General features: G+C 44.6%; 30 protein-coding genes. 18 read left to right on the forward strand and 12 right to left on the reverse strand.

Features of this window, described 5'->3' with window-relative positions; all coding sequences use genetic code 11:
- Positions 1-2: 2 nt before the first annotated feature.
- From hpf to IE070_RS14075, 8 genes are read right to left on the reverse strand one after another with little or no spacing between them, the layout of a single operon-like run.
- A complete protein-coding gene (gene hpf, locus IE070_RS14040) occupies positions 3-290 on the reverse strand; it encodes a ribosome hibernation promoting factor (protein ID WP_189483826.1) in 288 nt (95 codons plus the stop codon).
- 25 nt (positions 291-315) lie between these two features.
- On the reverse strand, positions 316-1,800 hold the full coding sequence (locus tag IE070_RS14045) for an RNA polymerase factor sigma-54 (RefSeq protein ID WP_189483827.1): 1,485 nt from the start codon (positions 1,798-1,800) through the stop codon (positions 316-318).
- A 48-nt stretch (positions 1,801-1,848) separates the two neighbouring features.
- Entirely contained in the window at positions 1,849-2,571 is a 723-nt protein-coding gene (lptB, locus tag IE070_RS14050) for an LPS export ABC transporter ATP-binding protein (RefSeq protein WP_189483828.1), read from the reverse strand.
- Complete coding sequence (gene lptA / locus IE070_RS14055) at positions 2,568-3,059, reverse strand: lipopolysaccharide transport periplasmic protein LptA (RefSeq protein ID WP_189483829.1); 492 nt, start codon at positions 3,057-3,059, stop codon at positions 2,568-2,570. The genes lptB and lptA overlap by 4 nt, the downstream gene beginning before the upstream one ends.
- On the reverse strand, positions 3,049-3,603 hold the full coding sequence (lptC, locus tag IE070_RS14060) for an LPS export ABC transporter periplasmic protein LptC (protein WP_189483830.1): 555 nt from the start codon (positions 3,601-3,603) through the stop codon (positions 3,049-3,051). Before lptC ends, lptA begins: the two co-directional genes overlap by 11 nt.
- Positions 3,600-4,151, reverse strand: a complete 552-nt coding sequence (gene kdsC / locus IE070_RS14065) for a 3-deoxy-manno-octulosonate-8-phosphatase KdsC (RefSeq protein ID WP_229797078.1) — start codon at positions 4,149-4,151, stop codon at positions 3,600-3,602. The genes lptC and kdsC overlap by 4 nt, the downstream gene beginning before the upstream one ends.
- A 4-nt stretch (positions 4,152-4,155) precedes the next feature.
- Positions 4,156-5,121 carry a KpsF/GutQ family sugar-phosphate isomerase gene (locus tag IE070_RS14070; protein ID WP_189483832.1) on the reverse strand — a complete coding sequence of 322 codons (966 nt, stop codon included), beginning with the start codon at positions 5,119-5,121 and terminating at the stop codon, positions 4,156-4,158.
- 15 nt (positions 5,122-5,136) lie between these two features.
- The gene (locus IE070_RS14075) at positions 5,137-6,102 is read right to left on the reverse strand and encodes a calcium/sodium antiporter (RefSeq protein ID WP_229797079.1); all 966 of its coding nucleotides are present in this window, start codon (positions 6,100-6,102) and stop codon (positions 5,137-5,139) included.
- 306 nt (positions 6,103-6,408) lie between these two features.
- On the opposite strand from IE070_RS14075, the gene mlaF reads away from it, so the two are divergent.
- From mlaF to murA, 7 genes are read left to right on the forward strand one after another with little or no spacing between them, the layout of a single operon-like run.
- The gene (gene mlaF / locus IE070_RS14080; protein WP_189483834.1) at positions 6,409-7,212 is read left to right on the forward strand and encodes a phospholipid ABC transporter ATP-binding protein MlaF; all 804 of its coding nucleotides are present in this window, start codon (positions 6,409-6,411) and stop codon (positions 7,210-7,212) included.
- Positions 7,209-7,991 (forward strand): lipid asymmetry maintenance ABC transporter permease subunit MlaE, encoded by a 783-nt coding sequence (gene mlaE / locus IE070_RS14085; protein WP_189483835.1) that lies wholly within the window; start codon positions 7,209-7,211, stop codon positions 7,989-7,991. Before mlaF ends, mlaE begins: the two co-directional genes overlap by 4 nt.
- Positions 7,992-7,994: 3 nt before the next feature.
- A complete protein-coding gene (mlaD, locus tag IE070_RS14090) occupies positions 7,995-8,459 on the forward strand; it encodes an outer membrane lipid asymmetry maintenance protein MlaD (RefSeq protein WP_189483836.1) in 465 nt (154 codons plus the stop codon).
- Positions 8,459-9,124 (forward strand): MlaC/ttg2D family ABC transporter substrate-binding protein, encoded by a 666-nt coding sequence (locus tag IE070_RS14095; RefSeq protein ID WP_189483837.1) that lies wholly within the window; start codon positions 8,459-8,461, stop codon positions 9,122-9,124. Before mlaD ends, IE070_RS14095 begins: the two co-directional genes overlap by 1 nt.
- A 3-nt stretch (positions 9,125-9,127) precedes the next feature.
- Positions 9,128-9,421, forward strand: coding sequence for an STAS domain-containing protein (locus IE070_RS14100; RefSeq protein WP_189483838.1), 294 nt, complete (start codon positions 9,128-9,130; stop codon positions 9,419-9,421).
- Positions 9,422-9,430: 9 nt separating this feature from the next.
- Positions 9,431-9,688: a BolA family protein gene (locus IE070_RS14105; protein WP_189483839.1), complete on the forward strand. Its 258-nt coding sequence runs from the start codon at positions 9,431-9,433 to the stop codon at positions 9,686-9,688.
- An 8-nt stretch (positions 9,689-9,696) separates the two neighbouring features.
- Positions 9,697-10,953 (forward strand): UDP-N-acetylglucosamine 1-carboxyvinyltransferase, encoded by a 1,257-nt coding sequence (gene murA, locus IE070_RS14110; RefSeq protein WP_189483840.1) that lies wholly within the window; start codon positions 9,697-9,699, stop codon positions 10,951-10,953.
- A gap of 79 nt (positions 10,954-11,032) precedes the next feature.
- On the opposite strand, the gene IE070_RS14115 is transcribed toward murA, so the two are convergent.
- From IE070_RS14115 to IE070_RS14125, 3 genes are all read right to left on the reverse strand, one after another.
- Positions 11,033-12,118, reverse strand: coding sequence for a trypsin-like peptidase domain-containing protein (locus IE070_RS14115; RefSeq protein WP_189483841.1), 1,086 nt, complete (start codon positions 12,116-12,118; stop codon positions 11,033-11,035).
- A 94-nt stretch (positions 12,119-12,212) separates the two neighbouring features.
- Complete coding sequence (locus IE070_RS14120; protein WP_189483842.1) at positions 12,213-13,562, reverse strand: DegQ family serine endoprotease; 1,350 nt, start codon at positions 13,560-13,562, stop codon at positions 12,213-12,215.
- A 91-nt stretch (positions 13,563-13,653) separates the two neighbouring features.
- Positions 13,654-14,094 (reverse strand): Z-ring associated ZapG family protein, encoded by a 441-nt coding sequence (locus IE070_RS14125; protein ID WP_189483843.1) that lies wholly within the window; start codon positions 14,092-14,094, stop codon positions 13,654-13,656.
- A gap of 123 nt (positions 14,095-14,217) precedes the next feature.
- On the opposite strand from IE070_RS14125, the gene zapE reads away from it, so the two are divergent.
- From zapE to IE070_RS14165, 8 genes are all read left to right on the forward strand, one after another.
- Positions 14,218-15,312 (forward strand): cell division protein ZapE, encoded by a 1,095-nt coding sequence (zapE, locus tag IE070_RS14130; protein ID WP_189483844.1) that lies wholly within the window; start codon positions 14,218-14,220, stop codon positions 15,310-15,312.
- 203 nt (positions 15,313-15,515) lie between these two features.
- Positions 15,516-15,944, forward strand: coding sequence for a 50S ribosomal protein L13 (gene rplM, locus IE070_RS14135; RefSeq protein ID WP_189483845.1), 429 nt, complete (start codon positions 15,516-15,518; stop codon positions 15,942-15,944).
- Between the two features lie 12 nt (positions 15,945-15,956).
- Positions 15,957-16,349, forward strand: coding sequence for a 30S ribosomal protein S9 (gene rpsI / locus IE070_RS14140; RefSeq protein ID WP_189434002.1), 393 nt, complete (start codon positions 15,957-15,959; stop codon positions 16,347-16,349).
- A 340-nt stretch (positions 16,350-16,689) separates the two neighbouring features.
- Complete coding sequence (gene petA, locus IE070_RS14145) at positions 16,690-17,280, forward strand: ubiquinol-cytochrome c reductase iron-sulfur subunit (protein WP_189483846.1); 591 nt, start codon at positions 16,690-16,692, stop codon at positions 17,278-17,280.
- An 11-nt stretch (positions 17,281-17,291) separates the two neighbouring features.
- Entirely contained in the window at positions 17,292-18,554 is a 1,263-nt protein-coding gene (locus IE070_RS14150) for a cytochrome b (RefSeq protein WP_373296998.1), read from the forward strand.
- Between the two features lie 2 nt (positions 18,555-18,556).
- Positions 18,557-19,291, forward strand: a complete 735-nt coding sequence (locus IE070_RS14155) for a cytochrome c1 (RefSeq protein WP_373296999.1) — start codon at positions 18,557-18,559, stop codon at positions 19,289-19,291.
- Positions 19,292-19,366: 75 nt separating this feature from the next.
- The gene (gene sspA / locus IE070_RS14160) at positions 19,367-20,005 is read left to right on the forward strand and encodes a stringent starvation protein SspA (RefSeq protein WP_189483849.1); all 639 of its coding nucleotides are present in this window, start codon (positions 19,367-19,369) and stop codon (positions 20,003-20,005) included.
- A gap of 8 nt (positions 20,006-20,013) precedes the next feature.
- On the forward strand, positions 20,014-20,436 hold the full coding sequence (locus IE070_RS14165) for a ClpXP protease specificity-enhancing factor (RefSeq protein ID WP_229797080.1): 423 nt from the start codon (positions 20,014-20,016) through the stop codon (positions 20,434-20,436).
- 200 nt (positions 20,437-20,636) lie between these two features.
- Here the strand turns inward: IE070_RS14165 and ilvY are convergent, their stop codons facing one another.
- On the reverse strand, positions 20,637-21,518 hold the full coding sequence (ilvY, locus tag IE070_RS14170) for an HTH-type transcriptional activator IlvY (protein ID WP_189483851.1): 882 nt from the start codon (positions 21,516-21,518) through the stop codon (positions 20,637-20,639).
- 183 nt (positions 21,519-21,701) lie between these two features.
- Between ilvY and ilvC the strand changes: the two genes are divergently transcribed.
- The 3 genes from ilvC (at position 21,702) to IE070_RS14185 (ending at position 24,959) form a co-directional block, all read left to right on the forward strand.
- On the forward strand, positions 21,702-23,183 hold the full coding sequence (gene ilvC, locus IE070_RS14175) for a ketol-acid reductoisomerase (protein ID WP_189483852.1): 1,482 nt from the start codon (positions 21,702-21,704) through the stop codon (positions 23,181-23,183).
- Positions 23,184-23,350: 167 nt separating this feature from the next.
- Positions 23,351-23,794: a methylglyoxal synthase gene (locus IE070_RS14180; RefSeq protein WP_229797081.1), complete on the forward strand. Its 444-nt coding sequence runs from the start codon at positions 23,351-23,353 to the stop codon at positions 23,792-23,794.
- 142 nt (positions 23,795-23,936) lie between these two features.
- Positions 23,937-24,959: a Fe(3+) ABC transporter substrate-binding protein gene (locus tag IE070_RS14185; RefSeq protein WP_189483854.1), complete on the forward strand. Its 1,023-nt coding sequence runs from the start codon at positions 23,937-23,939 to the stop codon at positions 24,957-24,959.
- Positions 24,960-24,987 lie beyond the last annotated feature (28 nt).

Genomic DNA, 24,987 nt, shown 5'->3' on the forward strand with positions numbered 1-24,987 from the left:
AGTTAGTGTCGCGACAACTTTTCTTTGTGTTTAATAACCTGCCGATCGAGTTTATCAATTAATTGGTCGATGGCCGCATACATATTTTCGTCTTCAGACATGGCAAAAACCTCACCCCCACTCAGGTTTATTTTGGCTTCTGCAATTTGTTTCAATTTTTCCACGTTTAGGATGACATGTACATTATTAATATTGTCAAAATGGCGCTCCAACTTTGAGAATTTGCTGTCGACATAATCTTTTAAGGCTTCAGTGATTTCGATATGACGGCCCGTTAAATTGATTTGCATAGACTCTTCCTTCTTATTAAGGCCCTTACAACAGGGTCTTTCGTTGATTTGACGGCGGAATGAATAAGGATTCACGGTACTTAGCAATGGTGCGCCTTGCCACGTTAATACCTTGTTCTGACAATATTTCTGCCATCTTGCTGTCGCTTAATGGTTTAGCCGGATTTTCTGCCGAAACCAATTTTTTAATAAAGGCACGAATAGCGGTAGAGGAACATTCACCACCACTCTCTGTACTTACATGACTGGAAAAAAAGAACTTAAGTTCAAAAATCCCCCGAGGTGTATGCATATATTTTTGTGTCGTTACCCGTGAAATGGTTGACTCATGCATGCTTACCATCTCGGCTACATCGTTTAGTACCATGGGTTTCATGGCTTCTTCACCATGTTCAAAAAACGCTTGTTGCTGTTGTACAATACAGTTAGCGACTTTTAATAAGGTTTCGTTACGGCTCTCTAAGCTTTTAAGAAACCACTTTGCCTCTTGCAAGTGCGAACGTATAAATTGGGTATCGGCACTGTTTTTTGCATTTCTTGACATGGCCGCATACTGCTGATTAATTCTTATTTTGGGCATAGCATCGGGATTTAATTCGACTTGCCAACGCCCTTTAACTTTAGTAACGGTTACATCAGGGATCACGTATTGCTGCTCTTGCTTAATCACGTCAGCACCAGGGCGCGGATTAAGGCTATGAATCAGCCGCATCACTTCTTTTAATTCTTCTTCTTTCAGTTTAGTCACACGTAGCAAAGAACGAAAGTCCCGATTCGCTAAAAATTCGGTATACTCGCTAATCAGTTGTCTTGCTTCGGTTAAATAAGGGGTGTCCTCAGAAAACTGGCGCAATTGCACTAGCAAACACTCTTTTACAGAGCGCGCGCCGACGCCAACAGGATCGAATAACTGGATACGTTTAATTACTGCTTCAACTTCGTCTGCTTCGATATCAGCAATATCTAGCGAATCTAAAATGTCCTGACAACTAATGGTTAGCAAGCCACTTTCATCAATGGCTTCAATAATGATTTCTGCGATAGCGCGATCGGTTTCGGAAAAAGGCGTAAGTTGCATTTGCCAACGCAAATAATCTTGTAAGGTTTCGCTGGTCTCGCCCTGATAAATCATGTCTTCATCAGGCAAATTCCCATTACTTACTGGGGCGGCGCTGACTAAATCATCCCAGTTGTTATCTAGCGGTAGATCTTCCTGAATATTTTGCTCGGTCATTTCATCGCTAGTGTCGCGTTCTACCGGATCGTTGTAATCATCTGTTGGGTTTGACGAGTCGTCGACAGGTTCACGGTTGATATTAGACAAGCTAGGATCATGATCAGGCGCAGTATCAAAGTCATCATCCCCTTCTAGCAAAGGATTGGCATCCAGTGCCTCCTGAATTTCTTGCTGAAGTTCTATCGTTGACAGCTGCAACAAGCGGATCGCCTGCTGTAATTGCGGCGTCATTGTTAGCTGTTGTCCTAAGCGAAGTTGTAAAGAAGGCTTCATGTAAGTGTTATTCTCTCCCGGATACGCAGTAGCGTTCTGCTTTCCTTACTATAGCCTGAATTGCTCACCTAGGTATACATCACGCACTTGTTGATTTGCCAGAACATCTTGTGGTGATCCAGCGGCAATTAACTCACCATGGCTAACAATATACGCTATTTCACACACGTCCAGTGTCTCGCGCACATTATGATCGGTAATGAGTACACCGATGCCGCGCTGACAAAGATGTTGAATAATTTTTTTGATGTCTAATACTGAAATGGGATCAACACCCGCAAATGGCTCATCCAATAAGATAAAGGCAGGATTTGCAGCCAACGCCCGAGCAATTTCTACGCGGCGTCTTTCGCCACCCGATAACGCCATGCCTAAACTGTTTTTGATATGACCAATGTGAAACTCTTCCAGCAAGTCGTCGGCAATTTCCAAACGGCGCTGGGGGGTTAAATCTTTGCGGGTTTGCAAAATAGCTAACAAATTGTCGTGTACGGTCAGTTTACGAAAAATCGAGCTTTCTTGGGGTAAATAGCCGATTCCAGCTCGCGCACGCTGATGCATAGGGGCAAACGTAATATCTTGGTCGTTTAAGGTGATGGTTCCCTTATCAGAGGGCACCAGCCCAACAATCATGTAAAATGTGGTCGTTTTACCGGCACCATTGGGGCCAAGCAAGCCCACGATTTGCCCGGCATTAACGTCTAGACTGACATCTTTGACAACTTGGCGCCCTTTGTAACTTTTTGCCAAATGCGACACCACTAACTTCATGGGTTTTCCTTGACTTCAGGCGTGAAAATGGTGGTTACGCGACGGTTTTTTTCACTTTCAGCACTAATTTGCTGCGAAGCAATATTATAACGAATGACGGCACCTTGCACTAAACTGCCACTTTGGCTCATTTCGGCATTACCGGTTAAGGTTAGCGTGCGGCTTGCCAGTTCATAGCGTATCTCATTGGCTTGGGCTTTTACTTCTTTGCCATCTTCCAAGGTTTGACTATAGGTTGCTGGCGTACCCGTCGCAATAAGGACTTCGTTGCCGCTACCCGCGCTAGCATTAGCTTCTAATCTCAAGGCTGTGATCAGCATGGTGCCTTGACGAACTTCAACATTTTCACGATAGATAGAAATGTTGTTTTGAATAGAGGCTTCCCAGAAGTCTGCTTGCACATCAATTGGTTGCGTGAAATCTGCCGGTGCTGCGTGCAGTGTGCTCGTGGCAAAAAATAGCACGCTAAGCCATAATTTATTGTTCATTATGATAAATAGTCTCCAAGTGCCGATTTAACAGCAAGTGTTTATCTGCAAGCCGTGCTTCTAAACCAATACCCTTAATAGAAAATCCTTGGCCTGTAATCGCGACGGCTTCATGAGTTTGAATTTTCTTTTCGGGTAATAACAGTTGTAATGATTCAGTATCGATTTGTTTAATCAGCTCGTTTGCCAGTAGATTCTGTAATACGACCTGTTGTTCCAAAATAATTTTATCCTCTGGAAACCACACCGCATGCAAACTACTGATTTCCCAGGCCGGCATGTGTTCTGCATTAAACAAGGTATAACGCGGCGCGGCGAACTGAGTAAACCCAAGCTGTTCAAAATGCTCCAGCTTGCTTGCTCTAACGTGATCGGCAATATAGCCGTCTTTGTCATAAATACGCAAGGTAACATTTTCAGCAATGTAATCTGGTTGAAATTCACGATCAGCTTGGATATCTGTTAGGGCGTCTTGTGGTCGAAACCAAAGGTAGGCGGCAAACATCACCAGTGCGCAAACCGATAACACCAAAAATTTTCTCATGTGCTGCTACCCGAAAATTGCATAAATTTCCCCTGAGCAATCAACAGTAAATCGCATATCTCACGCACAGCACCAAAGCCACCAGGTAACGAGGTTTTTAAATGGGCATACTGTTGCAAATAAGGATGGGCATCTTGCACGGCTATGGCTAAACCGCAATGTTGCATGACTTCCCAATCGGCAAGATCATCACCAATATAGGCAACGTGGTCGGCGCTAAGTTGCAATTGTTGCAGCAACTCTTTAAATGCCGCGGTTTTGTTTTCTTGCCCTTGAAAAATATAGGGTACGGTCAATGCTCGCATCCGTTGCTCAACCAATGATGAGGTTCGGCCAGTAATCACCGCGACCTCAATGTTGGCTTGGCGTAAGGCTTTAATACCGTACCCATCACGCGTATGAAATGCTTTTAACTCTTCGCCTTGATTACCTAAGTATATCCGGCCATCCGAAAATACCCCATCAACATCACAAATAAGTAATTTTATCTTAGCGGCACGTGATGCAATGTCGGCAGATATGGCTTGATACAACTGTTGATAAAGCAGCATACTAAAGCACTCCTGCACGCAGTAAATCATGCATATTCATTGCGCCAATTGGCTCTGATTGGCTATTTAAGATAATCAGACCATTAATTTTTTTTTGCTGCATAATATTGAGGGCTTCTGCTGCGAGCATATCGGCTTTTGCTGTAATGCATTTTACGGTCATCACGTGTTCAATGGCGGTGCTGTGAATATCTAATCGTTGATCCAAAATGCGTCGTAAATCACCGTCGGTAAAAATACCGGCTAAACTGCCGTTGTCGTTGATCACCGTGGTCATACCCAATCCTTTTCGCGATATCTCCAGTAACGCATCTTTTATACTTGCTTGCCGGTGCACAATGGGCACTAAGGGCGGTTTATGCATGATATCTTCAAGCCGCAATAACAGTTTACGACCTAAGCTACCGCCAGGATGTGATAGGGCAAAATCATCCGCTGAAAAGCCTCTGGCATCTAATACGGCAACCGCGAGGGCATCACCCATGGCAAGGGTGGCGGTGGTGCTGGCAGTAGGGGCTAAGCCAAGCGGGCAGGCTTCTTGTGGTACGCTTACACAAATATGCACATCGGCTAACTGGGCCAAGGTAGAAGTGGGATTACCTGTCATCGCAATCAGCGTAAGCCCCATACGTTTAATGACTGGCACAATGGTAAGCAATTCACTGGTTTCACCAGAATTGGAGATAGCGATGACGACATCGCCTTGAGACAGCATGCCCAAATCACCATGGCTTGCTTCCCCAGGGTGCACAAAAAAAGCCGGTGTTCCTGTAGAGGCCAGCGTCGCCGCGATTTTGTTGGCAATATGACCTGATTTACCAATACCGCTTACAATAACTTTTCCAGGATTTTGCAAAATCAGAGTGCATGCACGTTCAAAATCCTCATTTAAAAACTGCTCAAGTTGCGTTATGGCGTTAGCCTCTATTCGCAAAACCTCTAGCGCTTGTTGTCTAAATGCGTTCATGCTAATTACCTGTTGCTATGCAAGCTGAGAGAATAACAAATATTGATAGCCAATAAAGCCTGTGAGTAACACGGCGCCCTCGACGCGATTAATCCGTTGTTGCTGGCCAATACGAATAGACATCAATAACATTAAGACGGTCGCTGCGATCATCACATAGCTGTCGCGGGTACCGGCATTGATATCTAAGCTGCTGGGACCAATAACGGCACCCAATCCAAGCACCGCTAAAATATTAAAGATATTCGACCCAATAATATTACCCAACGCTAAATCGTCTTCGCCTTTTAAAATACCGATAACACTGGCCGCTAACTCAGGCAAGCTGGTACCAATGGCAATGATGGTTAAGCCTATCACTAAATCGCTCATGCCAGCATAGCGAGCAATGGTGACTGCACCATGAACCAATAATTGCGAACTCGCCAATAACAAGATTAAGCCTGAGATGATCCAAAACGCCGCTTTAAAGTTAGACGTCGGCTCTGGCATTTCTGCGGCAATGTCAGCAATTAATGGATCGTCTGCGGTGGCTCGTTTACCAAAAAAAACCAGTAACGCAATAAAACCAATAAAAGCGAGCAGTAATACTACGCCTTCAGCGCGGGTTAAGCTGTGATCTGATAACAAGTAAAAACCCAACAACGTGAAACCAATTAACATCGGAAACTCACGTTTTAGCGTAACAGAGGTAACGGAAATTGGTTTTAACAGCGCGACCAAACCAATTACCAATAAAATGTTGGTAATGTTTGAGCCAATAGCATTACCTACCGATGTATCCAAACGTCCTTGGGCGGCAGCGGTAGCTGATACGAGCATTTCTGGCGCTGAGGAGCCCATGGCAACAATGGTTAACCCAATTATCATGGGCGAAATACCACTGTTCCGGGCAACAGATGAAGCACCAAACACAAAACGGTCTGCGCTCCAAATCAGCAAAACCAAGCCGACAATAACGAAGATGATGGCGAGTAACAGAGGTGATATCATAGTGTCCGGTTTTAAGCTAAAAGTAATAAAGAGCATTTTCCTGTTTATTGCGCGTAAATGCAAAAAAACCTCGGGTTGTGGTGTTAAATCGCCAGTGATTCGAATTTGCGCATACTTTGTTACGATTTTTTGTAACGACTTGCTGGTTAATTCCGTTTACAATAATAAACGTATGGAGCTGGCTATAATTGCAAACATACATGAATGTATATTATGATATGGGCCATTGCAACCAGTGTGTTGAGATAAAAACACCATGCTGGTCTGATAAATCAATAGGGTGGAGCGACAATTTTGTCTGATGTGTTAGTCGATATTCAGAACTTAAGCTTTTCGCGCGGCGACAGGCCGATTTATCGGGATATGAACATGCAGGTTATCCGCGGCAAGGTGACCGCGATCATGGGCCCTAGTGGTATCGGTAAAACGACGCTACTTCGCTTGATTGGTGGTCAGTTAAAACCAGATAGCGGCAAAATCGTGTTTGACGGTCTAAACATTCCCACGCTGTCCCGTGCAGAGTTATACCAAGCGCGTAAGAAAATGAGCATGCTGTTTCAAAGCGGCGCGTTATTTACAGAAATGTCGGTTTTTGACAATGTGGCGTTTCCTTTGCGTGAGCATACGCGTTTACCAGAAGCCTTAATACGGTTAGTGGTTTTAATGAAGCTGGAATCGGTAGGGTTACGTGGTGCACGTGATTTGATGCCTGCTGAGCTTTCAGGCGGTATGGCCAGACGTGCCGCTCTGGCGCGAGCGATTGCGCTTGATCCTGAACTAATAATGTATGACGAACCGTTTGCCGGACAAGATCCCATTTCTATGGGGGTTATTGTGCGGTTAATTCGTGAGTTAAACAATGCATTAGGGCTGACATCGGTCGTTGTATCGCACGATGTTACCGAGGTAATGAGCATTGCAGATTATGTCTATGTGGTCGCTGATAAAACCGTTATCGGTCAGGGAACACCCGAGCAACTGCGTGCCGATCCTTCACCGCTAGTGCAACAATTTTTAAAGGGCGAAGCCGATGGTGCCGTACCTTTCCATTATAAAGCCGCAGCTTATGAGGATGAATTGATGGAGCTGACAAAGTGATCGCAAATAAATTGCAACTTATTGGTCAGCAAGCGCTGAATTCGGTAAGCGGCTTTGGTCGGGCCGGTCTTATGCTGTTTGGGGCCATTGTTGGCAAACCCAATATACGTAAAGGCTTACCGTTACTGATTAAGCAGCTTTACGTTATTGGCGTGTTGTCTTTAATGATTATTTTGGTATCGGGTTTATTCATCGGTATGGTGTTGGCCCTACAAGGCTATACCGTGCTGGTGAAATTTGGTGCTGAAGGCATGCTTGGGCCGCTAGTTTCGCTTAGTTTGCTGCGCGAGCTTGGGCCAGTAGTCACCGCGCTATTATTTGCTGGCCGGGCCGGGAGTGCTCTTACCGCAGAGATAGGATTAATGAAAGCAACTGAACAGTTATCGGGCATGGAAATGATGGCTGTTGATCCGTTACGCCGGATCATTGCACCGCGTTTTTGGGCTGGCGTAATTGCTATGCCATTACTAGCACTGATTTTTAATGCGGTAGGTATTTTAGGTGGTCACTTAGTTGGGGTGGAATGGTTAGGTGTAGATGCGGGAAGTTATTGGTCTGCAATGCAAGCTAACGTCGACTTATATCAAGATGTGTTAAATGGCGTGATCAAAAGCATGGTATTTGCATTAATCGTTATTTGGATTGCTTTACATAAAGGGTTCGATGCTATCCCTACATCAGAGGGAATTAGCCGCGCCACAACGCAAACGGTGGTTACAGCATCGCTGGCCGTTCTCGGGTTTGACTTCGTATTAACTGCATTAATGTTTGGTGGATAAAAGATGACCGCACGTAAAATTGAAATTTTGGTAGGTGCCTTTATTGTGCTTTCTTGTGCGGCATTTTTAATGCTAGCACTTAAAGTTGCTAATACCGGCTTTAGTGGCTCGTCACAAACCTACACCTTGTATGCCAAGTTCGACAATATTGGCGGCTTAAAAGTGCGTTCACCCATCAAGGTTGGTGGCGTTACTGTGGGGCGGGTCAGCAGTATTGAATTAGACCGAGTCAGCTATACGCCGGTCGTCGCGTTAGAAATTAACGCAGAGTACAGTAATTTCCCTGAAACCAGTTCAGTTGCGATTTTGACCTCTGGCTTGTTGGGTGAGCAATACGTTGGATTGTTACCGGGTTTTGTTGATGACACTGTGTTGATGTTAGCCAACGGCGATACCATTGAAGATACACGTTCTGCCATAGTGCTTGAAGAGTTGATTGGGCAGTTTTTATTTAACCGGGGGAATTAATGAAGCATTTCTTACGTAATATTGGTGCAACTTTAGCAATTACTGTGGGTTTAGCCTTACCATTACAGGCCACAGAAACGTACACTGATCCTTATAAAATGATTGAGGCGGTTGCAGATAAAACCTTTAATCGCATCAAAACAGATCAACCTATTATCAAGCAAGATCTTGAGCATTTACGGACGATTGTTGTAGAAGAATTATTGCCCTATGTCGATAGCCGATATGCTGCGGCAATTGTTGTGGGTAGAACGGTCGATATTCGTGAAAATCAGCAAGCGTTTGATGAGTTTGTGAAAGCTTTTGAGCAATATATGATTGGATCTTATGCTGGCGCGTTAACCTATTACAAAGAGCAAAAAGTGATGATAGAGCCGGCTAAACCTGTCGGAACGCAAAGCATCATTACTATTCGTACCCGAGTAATCGATCCCGGCAAGCCTGATATCGTTATTGATTTTAAATTACGCCGGCCACGTAATGCAGAAACGTGGTTAGTTATTGATATGATTGCCGAAGGTATTTCGTTATTAGACAGTAAACGTGCGGAATTGAATAATATGATCCGCCAGCAAGGCTTGCCCGGGGTGACAGCATTGCTAATTGAGCGCTCAAAAGATCCGGTTAAAGTGCCTGAAGCAGGTGCAAGCAAACCATCGGAGTAAGTTGTGTTATTGAATATTAGCCAACAAGATCAGACCGTGCTATTTAGTGGAAAACTGAATCGTGATACATTAATGCTGTATTCACCATTTAGCTTGTTAAATAGGCTGTCTGGTCAGGTTACCTTTGATTTCTCCGCCCTAACCCATGTAGACTCAGCTGGCTTAGCCTGGCTGATTCAACAACTAGCGCGAGCCAGAACATTGAATTTGCAAATTGAATTTACGCACGTTCCGGCACAGCTATTGTCTTTAGCCAAGGTCAGTGCCGTAACTGCAATATTGCCCATAATCGATTAAGGTGTAGTTATGGATATCGCACAGATTGAGCAGGTGCTAACTGAGCAGCTGCAGCTATCAGAAGTATATGTAAAAGCAGAAGGTTCACACTTTGCGGTAACCGCAGTAGGTGAGTGTTTTGAGGGCCTAAGTCGGGTAAAGCAACAGCAATTAGTGTATAGCCCACTGACTAATGCCATTGCTGATGGTACCATTCACGCCCTAAGTATTAAGGCCTTTACGCCGCAACAATGGCGCAGAGAAAAACTTTTAAATCCTCCGCTCTGAGACACGCTATGCAACAGTTTTTAGTTACAGCCAACGGCCCTTTACAGGGCCAAGTTGTTATATCTGGCGCAAAAAATGCTGCGCTGCCCATTTTGTTTGCTAGCATTCTCGCTGAGCAACCAACCACGATCACCAATGTACCGAAATTGAAGGACATTGAAACCACCTTTAAGCTATTACAGTTGTTTGGTGCCAAGGTCGAATCAACTGGCGATACGGTTAATGTAGATGCCAGCCAAATTAATAACCAATTTGCACCTTATGAATTGGTTAAAACAATGCGTGCTTCGATTTTAGCGCTAGGCCCGCTACTTGCACGTTTCGGCCAAGCTGAAGTGTCATTACCCGGTGGTTGTGCCATAGGTGCTCGTCCTGTGAACTTGCACATCGATGGTTTACGCAAAATGGGTGCGGAGATCACCGTTGAAAATGGTTACATCAAAGCCAATGCCACGCGCTTAAAGGGCGCACATTTGGTGATGGAAATGGTAAGTGTGACGGGTACAGAAAACTTAATGATGGCAGCAACCTTGGCTGAAGGTAAAACCATTATTGAGAATGCTGCACGTGAGCCTGAAATTGTCGACTTAGCCAACTATTTAAATACCTTGGGCGCTAAAATTAGCGGAGCGGGTACAGATACCTTGGTTATCGAGGGCGTGTCTGCGCTGCAAGGCGGTTCGCATCGTGTGCTGCCTGACCGCATTGAAACGGGTACCTTTTTGGTTGCCGCAGCGGTAACCGGTGGTGATGTGACCTGCACATCAGCCGCCCCAGCTGACTTAGAAGTGGTGTTAGAAAAGCTACGTGAAGCTGGCGCAGAAGTGACTACTGGCCAAGATTGGATCCGTTTAAACATGACAGGGCGTCAATTGAAGTCTGTTGATGTGAAAACGGTACCTCATCCTGGTTTTCCAACCGATATGCAAGCGCAATTTACTGTACTGAACGTTGTGGCAGAGGGCGTAGGCGTTGTCACTGAGACCATTTTCGAAAATCGTTTTATGCATGTACCGGAATTGCAGCGTATGGGCGCGAAAATTCGCTTAGAAGGCAATACGGCAGTATGTCAGTATAGTCCATCACTCAATGCGGCTCAGGTAATGGCGACTGATTTACGGGCGTCTGCAAGTTTGGTTATTGCGGGATTAGTGGCAAAAGGCACCACTGTCGTCGATCGTATATATCATATTGATCGCGGTTATGAGCAAATTGAGCATAAGCTGCAAGGTTTAGGTGCGCATATTCAACGTGTTAATAGTTGATATAGCAAGCTGATCTGATTCTTAAATCACCCGCTAATTGGCGGGTGATTTTTTATAAAACAATCTGTTAAAGTGTGCCTTAGCGGCGTGGTTGTTCTCGCACTTGTGTGGGAATGGTAAGTTGTTGTCCATTGCGATCGATTAATATTTGTAATTCACTGTCGGGGAGTGTTTCTGCAATAAAATTGAGTGCCTGTTGCATGCTTTGAAAACGCTGCCCGGCAATTTCTAAAATAATATCACCCACTTGCAAGCCCGCGATAGCTGCAGGTCCACCGGCAGTTACTTCGGTTAACGCTAAACCATATAAGGCTTGTCCAGACGAAAATAACGGATCGCCTGCCGCATTTACCACAGCTTGCCCAGAGACCCCTAAGTAGCTTCGGGTTACCCGACCTTGCTTAATGAGCTTTTCCATAATATTTCGTGCTAATTGATATGGCACCGCAAAGAAAATACCCTGAATATCTTGATTTTGCACCTGAAATGCAGCCGCATTAATGCCCACTAAGGTGCCATTGCTGTTGACCAAAGCGCCGCCAGAATTTCCTTTGTTTATAGCTGCATCCATCCGCATAAAATCGGGATAGCCGCGAGAGCTCAATCCCGTATTACCATTGGCACTGATAATCCCTTGGGTAATGGTTTGGCCTAAATTAAGGGGATTGCCAATCGCTAATACGACATCACCCACTTGCGGCTCAATAGTGGGATCTTGTGGGATCACGGGTAAGCCATCGGCGCGTACATACAACACAGCGAGATCAGATATTTCATCTTGACCAATGAGAACCGCTTCTAGTATCCGGCCATCTTGCAGCGCAATTTCAATATGATCCGCCCCATACACCACATGATAATTGGTTAAAATATACCCTTGAGCCGACATAATAACGCCTGAACCGAGTTCTTGACGTTCAATGGTGCGTGGTCGTAATGAGCGAGGATCAACAATACGGCTTCGAGTATACACATTGACCACCGCGGGGGCGGCACGGCGCACGGCGCGGTGATAAGACACCGGCGCGTTTTCTTGCACTTCTGCATGCGTTTGCCAAAATGAAAAATTTCGACCTGTTAGATCAGGAAAAAGAAGAAGTAACAAAAAGGCCAGAGCCAATCCGTAGGCGATGCTTTTTATAAGGAACAACAACAATGTGTGCACAGTGCAAAGTCTGACCAGTCGAGAATGGTGATAGCATAGCATTATTTACGATTCGGCAGTAGCGCTTGCTAACTGCCGAGTCGTAAAAAAGGGGTTAACGGATAAGAATATACAATTGATCGTTACCGCGTTTGATAAACAACGCCGCAACACCGCCATCACGATTTTCTAATAGGCGCCGTAATTCCGCTAAGTTACTAACGCGTTGCCGATTAACACCCGTGATAATATCTCCTTGGCGCAGCCCAATTTGTGCGGCAGCCGAGTTGGATTCAAGTGCTGACACTTCAACCCCAGCATCGCTGTTGTTTAGTGTGGCACCTTGTAACATGGGATGCAGTTGTGTTGCGGCAATTTGTCCACTACTGGCTTCTTGCAATTTTACTTTAATGTTTTGCTCTTTGCCGTCACGTAATACGCCTAGGGTCGCCTCACGGCCTGCACCCAAGGTGGCAATTTTAGCGCGCAACTCATTAAAGCTTTGAATTCTATTGCCATTCATACTGACAATAACATCGCCCGATTTCAGGCCCGCGCTAGCCGCTGAGCTATCAGGTAACACTTCACCCACAAAAGCGCCACGATTAACTTTCAAATTAAGTGCTTTAGTCAATTCCGCATTGACATCATTACCGCGTATTCCCAAACTACCACGGCGAATTTCACCAAACTCAATGATTTGATCCACTAAGTTTTTCATCATATTGGCTGGAATGGCAAAACCGATACCCACGTTGCCGCCATTCGGTCCTAAAATGGCCGTGTTAATACCAATGAGCTCACCCCGCAAATTAACTAAGGCGCCGCCTGAGTTTCCAGAGTTGATGGCAGCATCTGTTTGAATAAAATCTTCAAACCCTTCGTGTAAGCCGCTGCGGCCAAGCGAACTGATTATGCCAGAAGTGACGGTTTGCTCTAGACCAAATGGATTACCAATAGCGATGGCATAATCGCCAACGCGAAGTTTATCAGAATCGGCTAAGGGGATTTGTGCTAGGTTCTCTGCATCAATTTGCAATAATGCAATATCGCTTTCTGGATCTGCGCCTAATTTTTTAGCTTTAAACGTGCGGCCATCTTTTAACCGAATTTCAATTTCAGAGGCATCTTGCACAACGTGATTGTTAGTAACAATATAGCCTTTTTTGGCATCAATAATAACGCCGGAGCCTAAGCCTCGGAAAGGTTGCTCTCGGCGCATTTCGCCTTGGCCACGACCAAAAAACTGCTGGAACGCATCAGGTACACGCTGCCGTACTTCACGACTACCTGCTACCGACACATACACTACGGCTGGCGTAGTTTGTTCCAACATGGGCGCTAGTGAAGGCATCTCCTGATTATTGCTGCCAAAAAAAGGTAAGCCTGCATGTGCAGGGGCGGCAGGAGCCAACAACATCGCTGCCATAACGGCAGCACTTAGCAAAGAAAGTTTTTTATTCATCGCAATAGTCTCCTTAATACAAATGTCCGACTAAGAGCGTCAAGCAATAAAAAAAGTTCTAAATTACCTTTTTTATGATTGTAACGAATTGTTAGCTATCTTTCGTCGGGCGTTCCTTGATCAAACCACTGGCTTCACCTGAATAGTCTTTTGGTTGATGCTCAACTTGAGAATGTTCACGGCGACGTTCGTTGAGTTGATGCAAAGAACGTTTAATATGCTGCGTAGTATCGGCAGCAAAAAAATTCACTTCATCACGTGCACTAACCGGCTGTTCAACTAACTGCATTTTTGATTGTTGGACATGTTTGGCTATGCGTGCATAGTTATCTTGTAACTGACTCATCAATTGGTTTGTTGTTTCTAAATGCTCAGACACATCCGAGCGATATTGCGACAATTGCTTGCGGCTTTCATCTAATTCTTGTTGTAGCTTGTGTTGGCCAAATTGTTTTAGGCTAACCAGTCGCGCTACCACTGCCCCGACAACAAGCCCTATTCCCAAGCCAATCAGTAACCATGTGTAGTCCATACTAACTCCTTACGCTGAAATTCTTTGCTTAGTGTACCCTAACTTCTTATACAAGGTGGTAAGGCATGTTAATATTATGACTCATATTTAAGGGTTAACACTGCGAGTTTCAAGTTAAAGCCAATGACACCACTGCAAAAATATCAGCAAGATCTGACGCGAGCCGATTTTCACCACGATGCGGCACAAGAAAATGCGGTAAAGCAATTACAGCGTTTATTTGATGAATTCGTAAGTCGTCCACCCGCCGCTAAACCGGGCTTTTGGCAAAAAATCACTGGTAAACTACCGGCACAAACGCCCTTACTAGGTTTGTATTTTTGGGGCGGCGTGGGGCGTGGTAAAACGTATCTAGTCGATACCTTTTACGAATGCTTACCCACAACCCGAAAAATGCGGGTGCACTTTCACCGTTTTATGCATCGGATCCACGAAGAATTAGCGTTACAAAAAGGGGTTAGTGATCCATTAGAAAAAATTGCTGATAAGTTTAAAGCAGAAACAGACATTATTTGTTTTGACGAGTTTTTTGTGTCGGACATTACCGATGCCATGATTTTAGGCACGTTAATGCAAGCGTTATTTGCGCGGGGTATTACGCTAGTGGCGACCTCAAATATCGAGCCCGATGGCTTGTATCGTAATGGCTTGCAGCGTGCGCGTTTTTTACCCGCGATTGCGTTAATTAAACAAAATACGCATGTGGTGAATGTCGACAGTGGTATTGATTATCGGTTACGGACTTTAGAACAAGCCGAGATATACCATTATCCCTTAGATGCGAAAGCTGACGAAAATTTGCAGCAGTATTTTATGGCGTTATCCGTTGAACCGCGTCAGGTAAACGCCGTGATTGAAGTGTCGCACCGTAAGCTGCAAACGCGTGCGGAAGCCGATGGTATCGTGTGGTTTACCTTTAATGAGTTGTGCGAAACGGCGCGCAGTCAATATGATTATATGGAACTGAGCCGCTGCTATCATACCGTATTACTTGCTGATGTTAGGCCAATGGGACAGCAGAACGATGATGTCGCCCGGCGGTTTATCGCCTTAGTTGATGAATTTTATGAGCGTCATGTAAAGCTGATTATCTCGGCCGCGGTGCCACTTGAGCAGTTGTATCAAGGAGGCTTATTAAGCTTTGAATTTCGGCGGTGTTTAAGCAGGCTGCAAGAAATGCAATCACATGCGTACTTAGCCAGTGAGCATTTACCGTAATTTTTCGGATATAGGTGTTTTTTTCGAAAAGACTACTGATCTTTCATATTGTTTAATATATAATCCGCGCCCGGCCGACGTTACAGCCTTGCACTGCCGTTAGCCCGGCAGTTTTTGTACTCGAAGGGGTACGATAACGATATTGCTGCAATAGCCCTGCACAATATCAGGTGTAACTTAAGTTATCTTTGGAATAGGTTTAGATGAAAACTTTTACTGCAAAACCAGAAAGCGTAACACGCGACTGGTTCGTTGTTGATGCTAACGGCAAAACTTTAGGCCGTATCGCAACTGAAATCGCTTCACGTTTACGTGGCAAGCACAAACCGGAATACACGCCACACGTTGATACGGGTGATTACATCATCGTTGTTAACGCTGATAAAGTGGTTGTTACTGGTAACAAAGCTCAGGCGAAAATGTATTACTCACATACAGGTTTCCCAGGTGGTATTAAAGAAATCAACTTTGAAAAACTGATCGCTAAAAAGCCAGAAATGGTTTTAGAATCAGCTATCAAAGGTATGTTGCCAAAAGGCCCATTGGGTCGCGCTATGTTCCGTAAGTTAAAAGTTTACGCCGGCGCAGAGCATCAGCATGCTGCTCAGCAACCGCAAGTTTTAGATATTTAATCGGAGCATAACATGGCACAGAATCAATACTACGGAACTGGTCGTCGTAAAAGCTCAACGGCCCGCGTATTTTTAAAAGCTGGTTCAGGTAACATTGTTATCAACCAGCGTGGCCTGTCAGAGTACTTCGGTCGTGAAACTGCTTGTATGGTAGTTAAACAACCGTTAGAACTGGTTGATATGGTTGAAAAATTTGACCTGTACATCACTGTTAAAGGTGGTGGTATTTCTGGTCAAGCAGGCGCTATCCGTCACGGTATCACCCGTGCGTTGATGGAGTTTGACGAATCATTACGTCCAGCATTACGTAAAGCGGGTTTCGTAACTCGTGATGCGCGTAAAGTTGAGCGTAAGAAAGTGGGTCTGCGTAAAGCACGTAAGCGTCCACAGTACTCAAAGCGTTAATACGCTTTTGGGACAAAAAGCCCGGCAGTTATTGCCGGGTTTTTTTATGGCTGCGTTTTTGTTCTATGCGTATTTATCGCCTAAAATACAGATTGAATTGTTTTTGATTATTGAAGGCGTTTTTTAGTACCTGCAAAATACGCTAAACCGCAGCACTGTATGGCAAATAATACTGATCGACTACAAATTAGACCAAGATATTAGTCATTCTATCCGCCTTTATCCTTGTGCAAAGCAAGGCTTTTCATTATGATCGGGTATATTTTTTTACTTATAATAATTGCTGAATTTCAGCCGCTTAATTTTTAATCGTTAAGCGTTTCAATGTGGAGATGAGTGGATGAGCAATGCGCCTGTAGATCATGGTCGCCGTCGCTTCCTAACCATCGCAACCTCTGTTGTAGGGGGTGTTGGTGCCGTTGGAGTGGCTGTGCCCTTTATTGCGTCCTGGAGTCCGAGTGAAAGGGCGAAGCAAGCTGGTGCTGCGGTAAGTGCAGACATCAGTAAACTTGAGCTGGGTCAATTGATTCGGGTTGAGTGGCGTGGTCGGCCGGTTTGGATCGTAAAACGTACCGAAGAAATGTTAGCGCAATTAGCCGATACCGAAAACCGGTTACGTGATCCGGGCTCTGAAGTGCCGCAACAACCTGCCTATGCACAAAATCGTCACCGCTCCATTAAGCCTGAAATTTTTGTTGCTGTAGGTATTTGTACACACCTAGGCTGTTCACCAACCTATTTACCTTCTGATTTTGCAGGGCAAGTGGAAGGCATTAATTCGGGTTTCTTCTGCCCTTGTCATGGTTCGCGCTTTGACATGGCTGGTCGTGTTTTCCAAAACGTACCTGCGCCGACCAATTTGGTTATTCCTCCGTATATGTTTGTCGACGATGGCACCATTTTAATCGGTGAAGACGAGGGGACTGCATAATGTTTAAAAATATGATGAGCTGGATTGAGTATCGCTTACCCTTTATGGATAAGTTAAATCTGCACGTTGTGCAATATCCAGCGCCTAAAAACTTCAATTTTTGGTATTTCTTTGGCTCGCTAGCCATTGTTGTACTGATCAACCAGATCGTAACAGGTATTTGGTTAACGATGAGTTACGAACCTTCTGCCGAAGGTGCGTTTGCGTCTATTGAATACATCATGCGCGATGTAGAATACGGTTGGTTGCTTCGTTATATGCATTCTACCGGTGCATCTGCTTTCTTTGTGGTGGTTTACCTGCACATGTTACGCGGTATGATGTACGGCTCTTACCAGAAACCCCGTGAATTACTGTGGATTTTTGGTATGTTAATCTTCTTAGTCTTAATGGCTGAAGCATTCATGGGTTACATGTTGCCTTGGGGACAAATGTCTTATTGGGGCGCTCAAGTAATTATCTCAATTTTCGGTGTAATCCCGTTTATTGGTGACGATTTAACGTTGTGGATCCGTGGTGACTACGTTATCTCTGGCGCAACCTTAAACCGTTTCTTTGCCTTACATGTTATTGCCTTACCTTTAGTATTAGTTGTGTTGGTGTTCTTACACATTATGGCGTTACATGAAGTGGGTTCAAACAACCCAGATGGTATCGACATAAAACGTGACAATGATGGCACCGTGGAACTGACCGAAGCTGACAAGAAATTTACTTTCCATCAGTATTTTACTCGTGGCGGTAAAAAAGTGATTGTGGATGCCATTCCATTCCATCCTTACTACACCGTGAAGGATTTAGTGGGTCTGGCGGGTTTCTTATTTATCTTTGCGTTTGTCATTTTCTTTATGCCAGAAGGCGGGGGCTTCTTCTTAGAGCCGCCAAACTTCGAAGTTGCTAACCCAATGAAAACCCCAGATCACATTGCGCCGGTTTGGTATTTCACGCCGTTCTACGCTATTTTACGTGCGATTCCGGATCCGTTGTTTGGTGCTATTGCGATGTTTGCATCGATTATTGCCTTGGCCTTATTACCGTGGATTGACCGTGGCAAAGTGCGCTCTGTACGTTACCGTTCTGAGTTACATCGCTGGAACTTGGTGATGTTCTGCGTCAGCTTTGTTGTTCTGGGTGTTCTGGGTGTATTACCTGCGACTCCGACGTATACCATATTATCGCAAATCTTCTCATTTACGTATTTTGCCTTCTTCGGCTTGCTGTGGGTATACAGCAAAAATGAGAAAACCAAGCCACTGCCAGTGAGGTTAACCTGATGATGAAAACGTTATTTTCAGCTGTCGCATTGTTAGCATCGTCGCTGGCAATGGCAGCAGGTCCAACAATACCGTTGGATAAAGCGCCTATTGATTTACGTGATCAGGCGTCGTTACAAAATGGTGCTAAGTTATACCAGAACTATTGTCTGGGCTGTCACCAAATGCAGTATCAGCGTTACTCGCGCACATTTAAAGATTTAGGGATCCCTGAAGAATTAGGGATGGAGCATTTAATGTTCACGGGCGAAAAAGTGGGTGATCACATCACGAACTCTATGCCTGCGGAGTATGCTGAAACCTCGTTTGGGGTATTGCCACCTGATTTGACAAACGTAGCTCGGGTACGTGGCGCAGATTGGTTATACACGTATTTACGTACGTTTTATGTAGATGAAAGCCGTCCATTTGGGGTTAACAACAAAGTGTTTCCACAAGTGGGTATGCCTCATGTTTTACAAGAGTTACAAGGTGTGCCAACTCGTGCCTATGAAACACGCTTAGTAGATGGTCAATCTACTGAGGTGTATGTGGGTATTCGTACCGATGGTTCTGGTGAACTGAGTACTGAAGAGTATGATCGTGCAGTTGCTGATTTAGTGAATTACTTGGTGTATACCGGTGAGCCTACTAAATTAGAATCTCACGCCTTAGGAACCAAAGTCTTAATCTTTATCTTTATCTTCTTCGTGTTAGCTTACTTCTTGAAGAAAGAATACTGGAAAGATGTTCACTAAGTATTTGATTTAATAATACTTGTATTTAGGGGCCTTAGCGCCCCTTTGCTGTTTTTTATTTAACCGGAGGAATACATGGCGATCATTGCCAATAAACGCCCTGTGATGACGTTGTTCTCAGCTGTTGACGATATGTTTAGTCATCAGGTCCGTATTGTACTGGCGGAAAAAGGGGTCACTGTCGATATTCTTCAGGTAACACCAGATAACCTGCCAGAGGATTTATACGAAGTAAATCCTTATGGAAGTTTACCTACATTGTTAGATCGTGAATTAGCCTTATATCAGGCTGATATCATTATGGAATATTTAGATGAACGCTTCCCGCACCCACCGTTAATGCCGGTTTATCCGGTAGCACGTGGCCAAGCGCGTTTAATGATGTATCGGATCAAGCATGATTGGTATAGCTTAGCAGATAAAATTTTTCAAAATCATGATGATGCAGCTCTTGCACGGCAGGAGTTAAAAGAAGGCTTATTGTCTATTGCGCCATTATTTGGCGAAGCACCTTATTTTATGAGTGAAGAATTTGGCTTAGTAGACTGCTACATGGCAGCGTTGTTATGGCGTTTACCGTTATTAGGTATCGAGTTTAGTGGTGCAGGCAGCAAACATTTAAAAACCTATATGAACCGTATTTTTGAGCGTGATGCGTTTCAAGCATCATTAACAGATATTGAGCGGGAGATCCGTAAAGGGATTAAGCTGTAATGCAAAAAATGTCACCAAATCGCCCTTATTTGCTACGTGCCTTTTACGATTGGATTATTGATAATAAATGCACCCCTTACTTAGTGGTCGATGCAACCTATCCAGCAGTAAAAGTGCCACAGCAGTTTGTGCAAAATGGTCAAATTGTCTTAAATGTTTTACCGTCAGCGGTAGGTAATCTGCAGTTAGGTAATGATTTTGTGACCTTTAATGCGCGTTTCGGCGGTCAACCTTTTGCTTTGTCTATTCCGGTAAAAGCCGTGTTAGCCATTTATGCACGTGAAAATGGCGCGGGCACGGTATTTACGCTTGAAGAAGATGATGACGATGAAACGCAAGATTTCTTGCATGAGCCGCTATCAGACACCGACGATTTACCGCCAGAGCCCCCGAAACCAACACGGGGAAGTCACTTAAAGGTGATCAAGTAACGCTGATCCCCTCGTGTTGTAACGCTCAGTGTTATAACAATCCACACACTTTACCAAGACACGTAACGTATGAAGAAGAGCGCCTTAGACATGATCTAATGCGCTCGTCTCTATTGTAGCGTGTTATATGATCATTCCTCTCCCAAGCCAGCTTCAGAAAAACCGCCGACTTAAGTTTTTACATTATCTAGTTAGAGCGTCTAATTGGGTAAAATGAGCTGCCAAAATGCCTGCACTAGAGGTTCGTTTCGTCGCTTGTTGAGCATACAAATGCCTAATTCAAAAGGTTTGTACTGGTACTGTGGATCTAAAATCCGTACCCGTTCCCGTACTGGACTTAATTGTAATACGGGTTCTGGCACAATACTGATACCACTTCCCAAGGCGACCATCGAGACCATAGCCTCATGTCCATCTACTTTAGCAACAATGGCAGGGGTTATCTGTTTATCACGTAGCCATTGATCAACGCGACTTCTGGCGGGGCCATGTTCCGGTAAGATCATCGGGATATCGTTCCAGTTAATCGGTTGTTTCGCCAATAAATCGTTGACTCGGCAAGGTACCACCGGGGCAATAAGATGGATGGGGACGGTAGAGATACGTTTAAAAAACATATTAGTGGGCAATTGTTCTGGGTGAGCAGCAATGGCCACATCAGCTTCATCGGCTCGTATGCGTTCTATGGCTGCGGACGCGTCACCGGTGCTCAGTTGAATTTCTGCTTTAGGGCACTGTAATCGAAATTTATCTAATAATGCTGGGAGATGACTATAACTTGCCGTAACGGTACAAAATATACGTAACGTACCACTGAGTTCAGCGCTAGCAAGTTGCAAATCAAGGTGCAACTGGTGCCATTCTTCTAACCACAATTTAGCAAAGCGCTGTACACGTTCCCCTGCGACCGTTAACTGCACTGAGCGTTTATTGCGTTCAAACAGTGTCACATTGAGTTCTTCCTCTAAGCGTTGTATTACTCGCGTTAGCGTAGAGGGGCTAACAAACATCTGATCGCTGGTTTTGGCATAATTTAAACTTGAGGCAAGATGCAAAAAAAGCTGTGCGCTTCGAATATCCATAATGGCTCTATTGCATTAAATGAAATACAGAATTGAAAATATATCACTTCACGCAATAAATGTCTCAGGCTATAGTGCATTTATCAAAGCAACATAGGGCGCTTTGCCAAAGCGCAAGCCGGTTTGTTATGTTGCTGTTACTTGGCTTTAGCCATGTAGAACCCGAATATTGAGAAGCCTATTATGAGCAATTACTTTAATACGTTAAATTTACGGCAGCAATTACGGCAATTAGGCCAATGTCGTTTTATGGATAAAGCAGAATTTGCCAATGGCTGCGCGTTTATCAAAGACTGGAATATTGTTATTGTTGGCTGTGGTGCGCAAGGGTTAAACCAAGGTTTAAATATGCGCGATTCTGGCCTAAACATTAGCTATGCTTTACGGGCGGAAGCTATTGCAGAAAAGCGTGCGTCTTTTCAGAAAGCGAGCAGTAACGGTTTTAGCGTAGGCACGTATGAAGAATTAATCCCTAGTGCGGATTTAGTGTTGAACTTAACACCAGATAAGCAACACAGCAGTGTTGTCGATGCGGTAATGCCGCTGATGAAGCAAGGTGCAACGCTAGCCTATTCTCACGGTTTTAATATTGTTGAAGAAGGTAAAAAAATTCGCTCGGATATCACCGTAGTGATGGTGGCACCTAAGTGCCCAGGTACCGAAGTGCGTGAAGAATACAAACGTGGTTTTGGTGTGCCTACGTTAATTGCGGTACATCCTGAAAATGATCCAAAAGGCCAAGGCTTAGAGATTGCTAAAGCTTACGCATCAGCAACTGGCGGTGATAGAGCAGGGGTATTAGAGTCTTCTTTTGTTGCCGAAGTTAAGTCTGATCTTATGGGTGAACAGACAATTTTATGTGGCATGTTACAAACTGGCGCAATCTTAGCTTTCGATAAAATGGTTGCCGATGGAATGGAAGCGGGATACGCCGCCAAATTAATTCAGTTTGGTTGGGAAACCGTAACGGAGGCGCTAAAGCACGGCGGCATCACTAATATGATGGATCGTCTGAGCAATCCGGCCAAAGTTAAAGCCTATGATTTAGCTGAAGAGCTGAAGGTGACGTTACGCCCTCTGTTTGAAAAGCATATGGACGATATTATCAGTGGCGAGTTTTCGCGCACCATGATGGCGGATTGGGCCAATGATGATAAAAACTTACTGACTTGGCGTGAGCAAACCCGAGAATCAGGCTTTGAACAGGCCCCAGTGTCTGCAGAAAATATCAACGAGCAAGCGTATTTTGACCAGGGCATCTTGTTAGTAGCCATGGTAAAAGCCGGTGTAGAGTTAGCCTTTGAGACCATGGTTGATGCCGGTATTATTGCTGAATCTGCTTACTACGAATCGTTACACGAAACACCGCTTATCGCTAATACCATTGCACGTAAGCGTTTGTATGAGATGAATGTGGTTATTTCAGATACGGCAGAATATGGTAACTACCTGTTTGCCCATGCCGCTGTGCCGTTGTTGCGTGACAAAGTAAACGGCTTAAGCAGTGAATATATCGGTAAAGGCTTAAGTTCTACCCACAATGGCGTAGATAATTTGAAGCTGATTGCCGTAAATGAAGCGATTCGCCAGCATCCGGTTGAAGTAGTAGGAAAGAAATTACGGGGCTATATGACAGCAATGAAACGCATTGTTGAGGCTAATTAAGCCGCCCAAAGAATGATGTGGTTAGTGGCCGTTAGCAGCGAAGCAGTGCTTACGTTAACGCCAGACCAATAATGATGTTATACGTGGACCTTGGTTGTTTGCCCCGCTTGTCGGGGCTTTTTTTTATGGCGGCTAAACGATATGCTAGTTCCTTAATCAGGAGTGAAATAATGAAAACAATAGCGTTAGTGGCACACGATGGCATGAAAACCACCTTGTTAGGGTGGATTGAGCGCCATAAAACGTTTTTTGCCGATAAAACGCTGATTGCCACAGGTACCACGGGTAAATTGATCAGTGAAACCTTGGCTCAGCCAGTGCAATGTATGGCAAGTGGCCCTTTAGGAGGTGACCAGCAAATTGGCGCGCTGATTGCCGAACAAAAGATTGATTGGCTTATATTCTTTTGGGATCCATTATCATCTCAACCGCATGATCCTGATGTAAAAGCCCTGATCCGACTCGCGGTAGTATGGAACATTCCTGTGGCTTGTAATATCGCAACGGCAGATTTTATCATTCATTCGAGTTTATACCGTGATGGATATGCCCGTGCTGTACCTGACTTTACTGCGCACAATAATCGTATGCGCCACACTCACCAACCTTAACGCATGGTATCTCAATAGGCGGTAATAACGCTTTACATCATCGGCTCGCGTTTTATTTATGCAGAACTCTGCTTATTTATTGAGAATTGTTCGTGTTTATGTTTATATACACGACATTATCCATAACATACTTGGAGTTGTGATGAAGTTAAATAAACTAATGTTCTTAGTAGCGGGTAGTGTAAGTGTGTGTTTGTTACAAACCGCTGCAGCCTATGCTGCTGAGGTCAATGTGTACTCCGCGCGACAAGAAGAATTAATTAAGCCCCTGCTTGATACCTTTACTGCCGAAACCGGCATTAAGGTAAATTTAATTACGGGTAATGCAGATGAATTAATTACGCGGATCACTAGTGAAGGTCGTAATAGTCCTGCCGATATTCTAATTACAACGGATGTAGGCCGATTAGCTCGTGCGAAACAGCAAGGTGTGATTCAAACAATACAATCTGCCACACTTAACGAGGTGATTCCGGCAACATTACGTGATCCCGAAGGGGTTTGGTACGGGTTAACCGTGCGTGCCCGTCCTATCATGTATGTTGAAGGTAAGGTTGATCCTGCAGAATTATCGACTATGGAAGCCTTGACCGATCCTAAGTGGAAAGGCCGTATTTGTGTACGCTCCTCTAATAACATCTACAACCAGTCGCATGTGGCGTCATTAATTGCGCATGATGGTGCGGCGAAAGCAGAAGCGTGGGCTAAAGGGTTGGTGGCCAATTTTGCTCGTCCGCCACGTGGTGGTGATCGCGATCAGATTAAAGCTGCGGCAGCTGGTGTATGCGACATCGCCTTAGCAAATACCTACTATTTAGCGGGTATGTTAGCGGATCCGGCTGAACAAGCTGAAGCCGCCAAAGTAAAAGTTTTCTGGCCAAATCAGCAAGATCATGGTGTACATATCAATGTGGCTGGCGCGGGTGTGGCGACTTTTGCACCAAACAAAGCTAACGCGGTGAAATTACTGGAATATATGGTTCAGCCAGAGGCTCAACGCTGGTATGCTGAGGCAAATCATGAATATCCCATCCGTACCGATGTGACCATTAGCACTATTTTAGAGGGCTTTGGCACCTTTAAAGCTGATGATTTGGCACTGGAGCAGTTAGGTGAACTTAATGCCGAGGCAATCCGTATTCTGGACCGGGCAGGCTGGCGTTAAGCCAATGACGGTAGTACAAGGGAGTCAA

It is taken from the genome of Alishewanella tabrizica, assembly GCF_014652375.1.
Taxonomy (GTDB): domain Bacteria; phylum Pseudomonadota; class Gammaproteobacteria; order Enterobacterales; family Alteromonadaceae; genus Alishewanella; species Alishewanella tabrizica.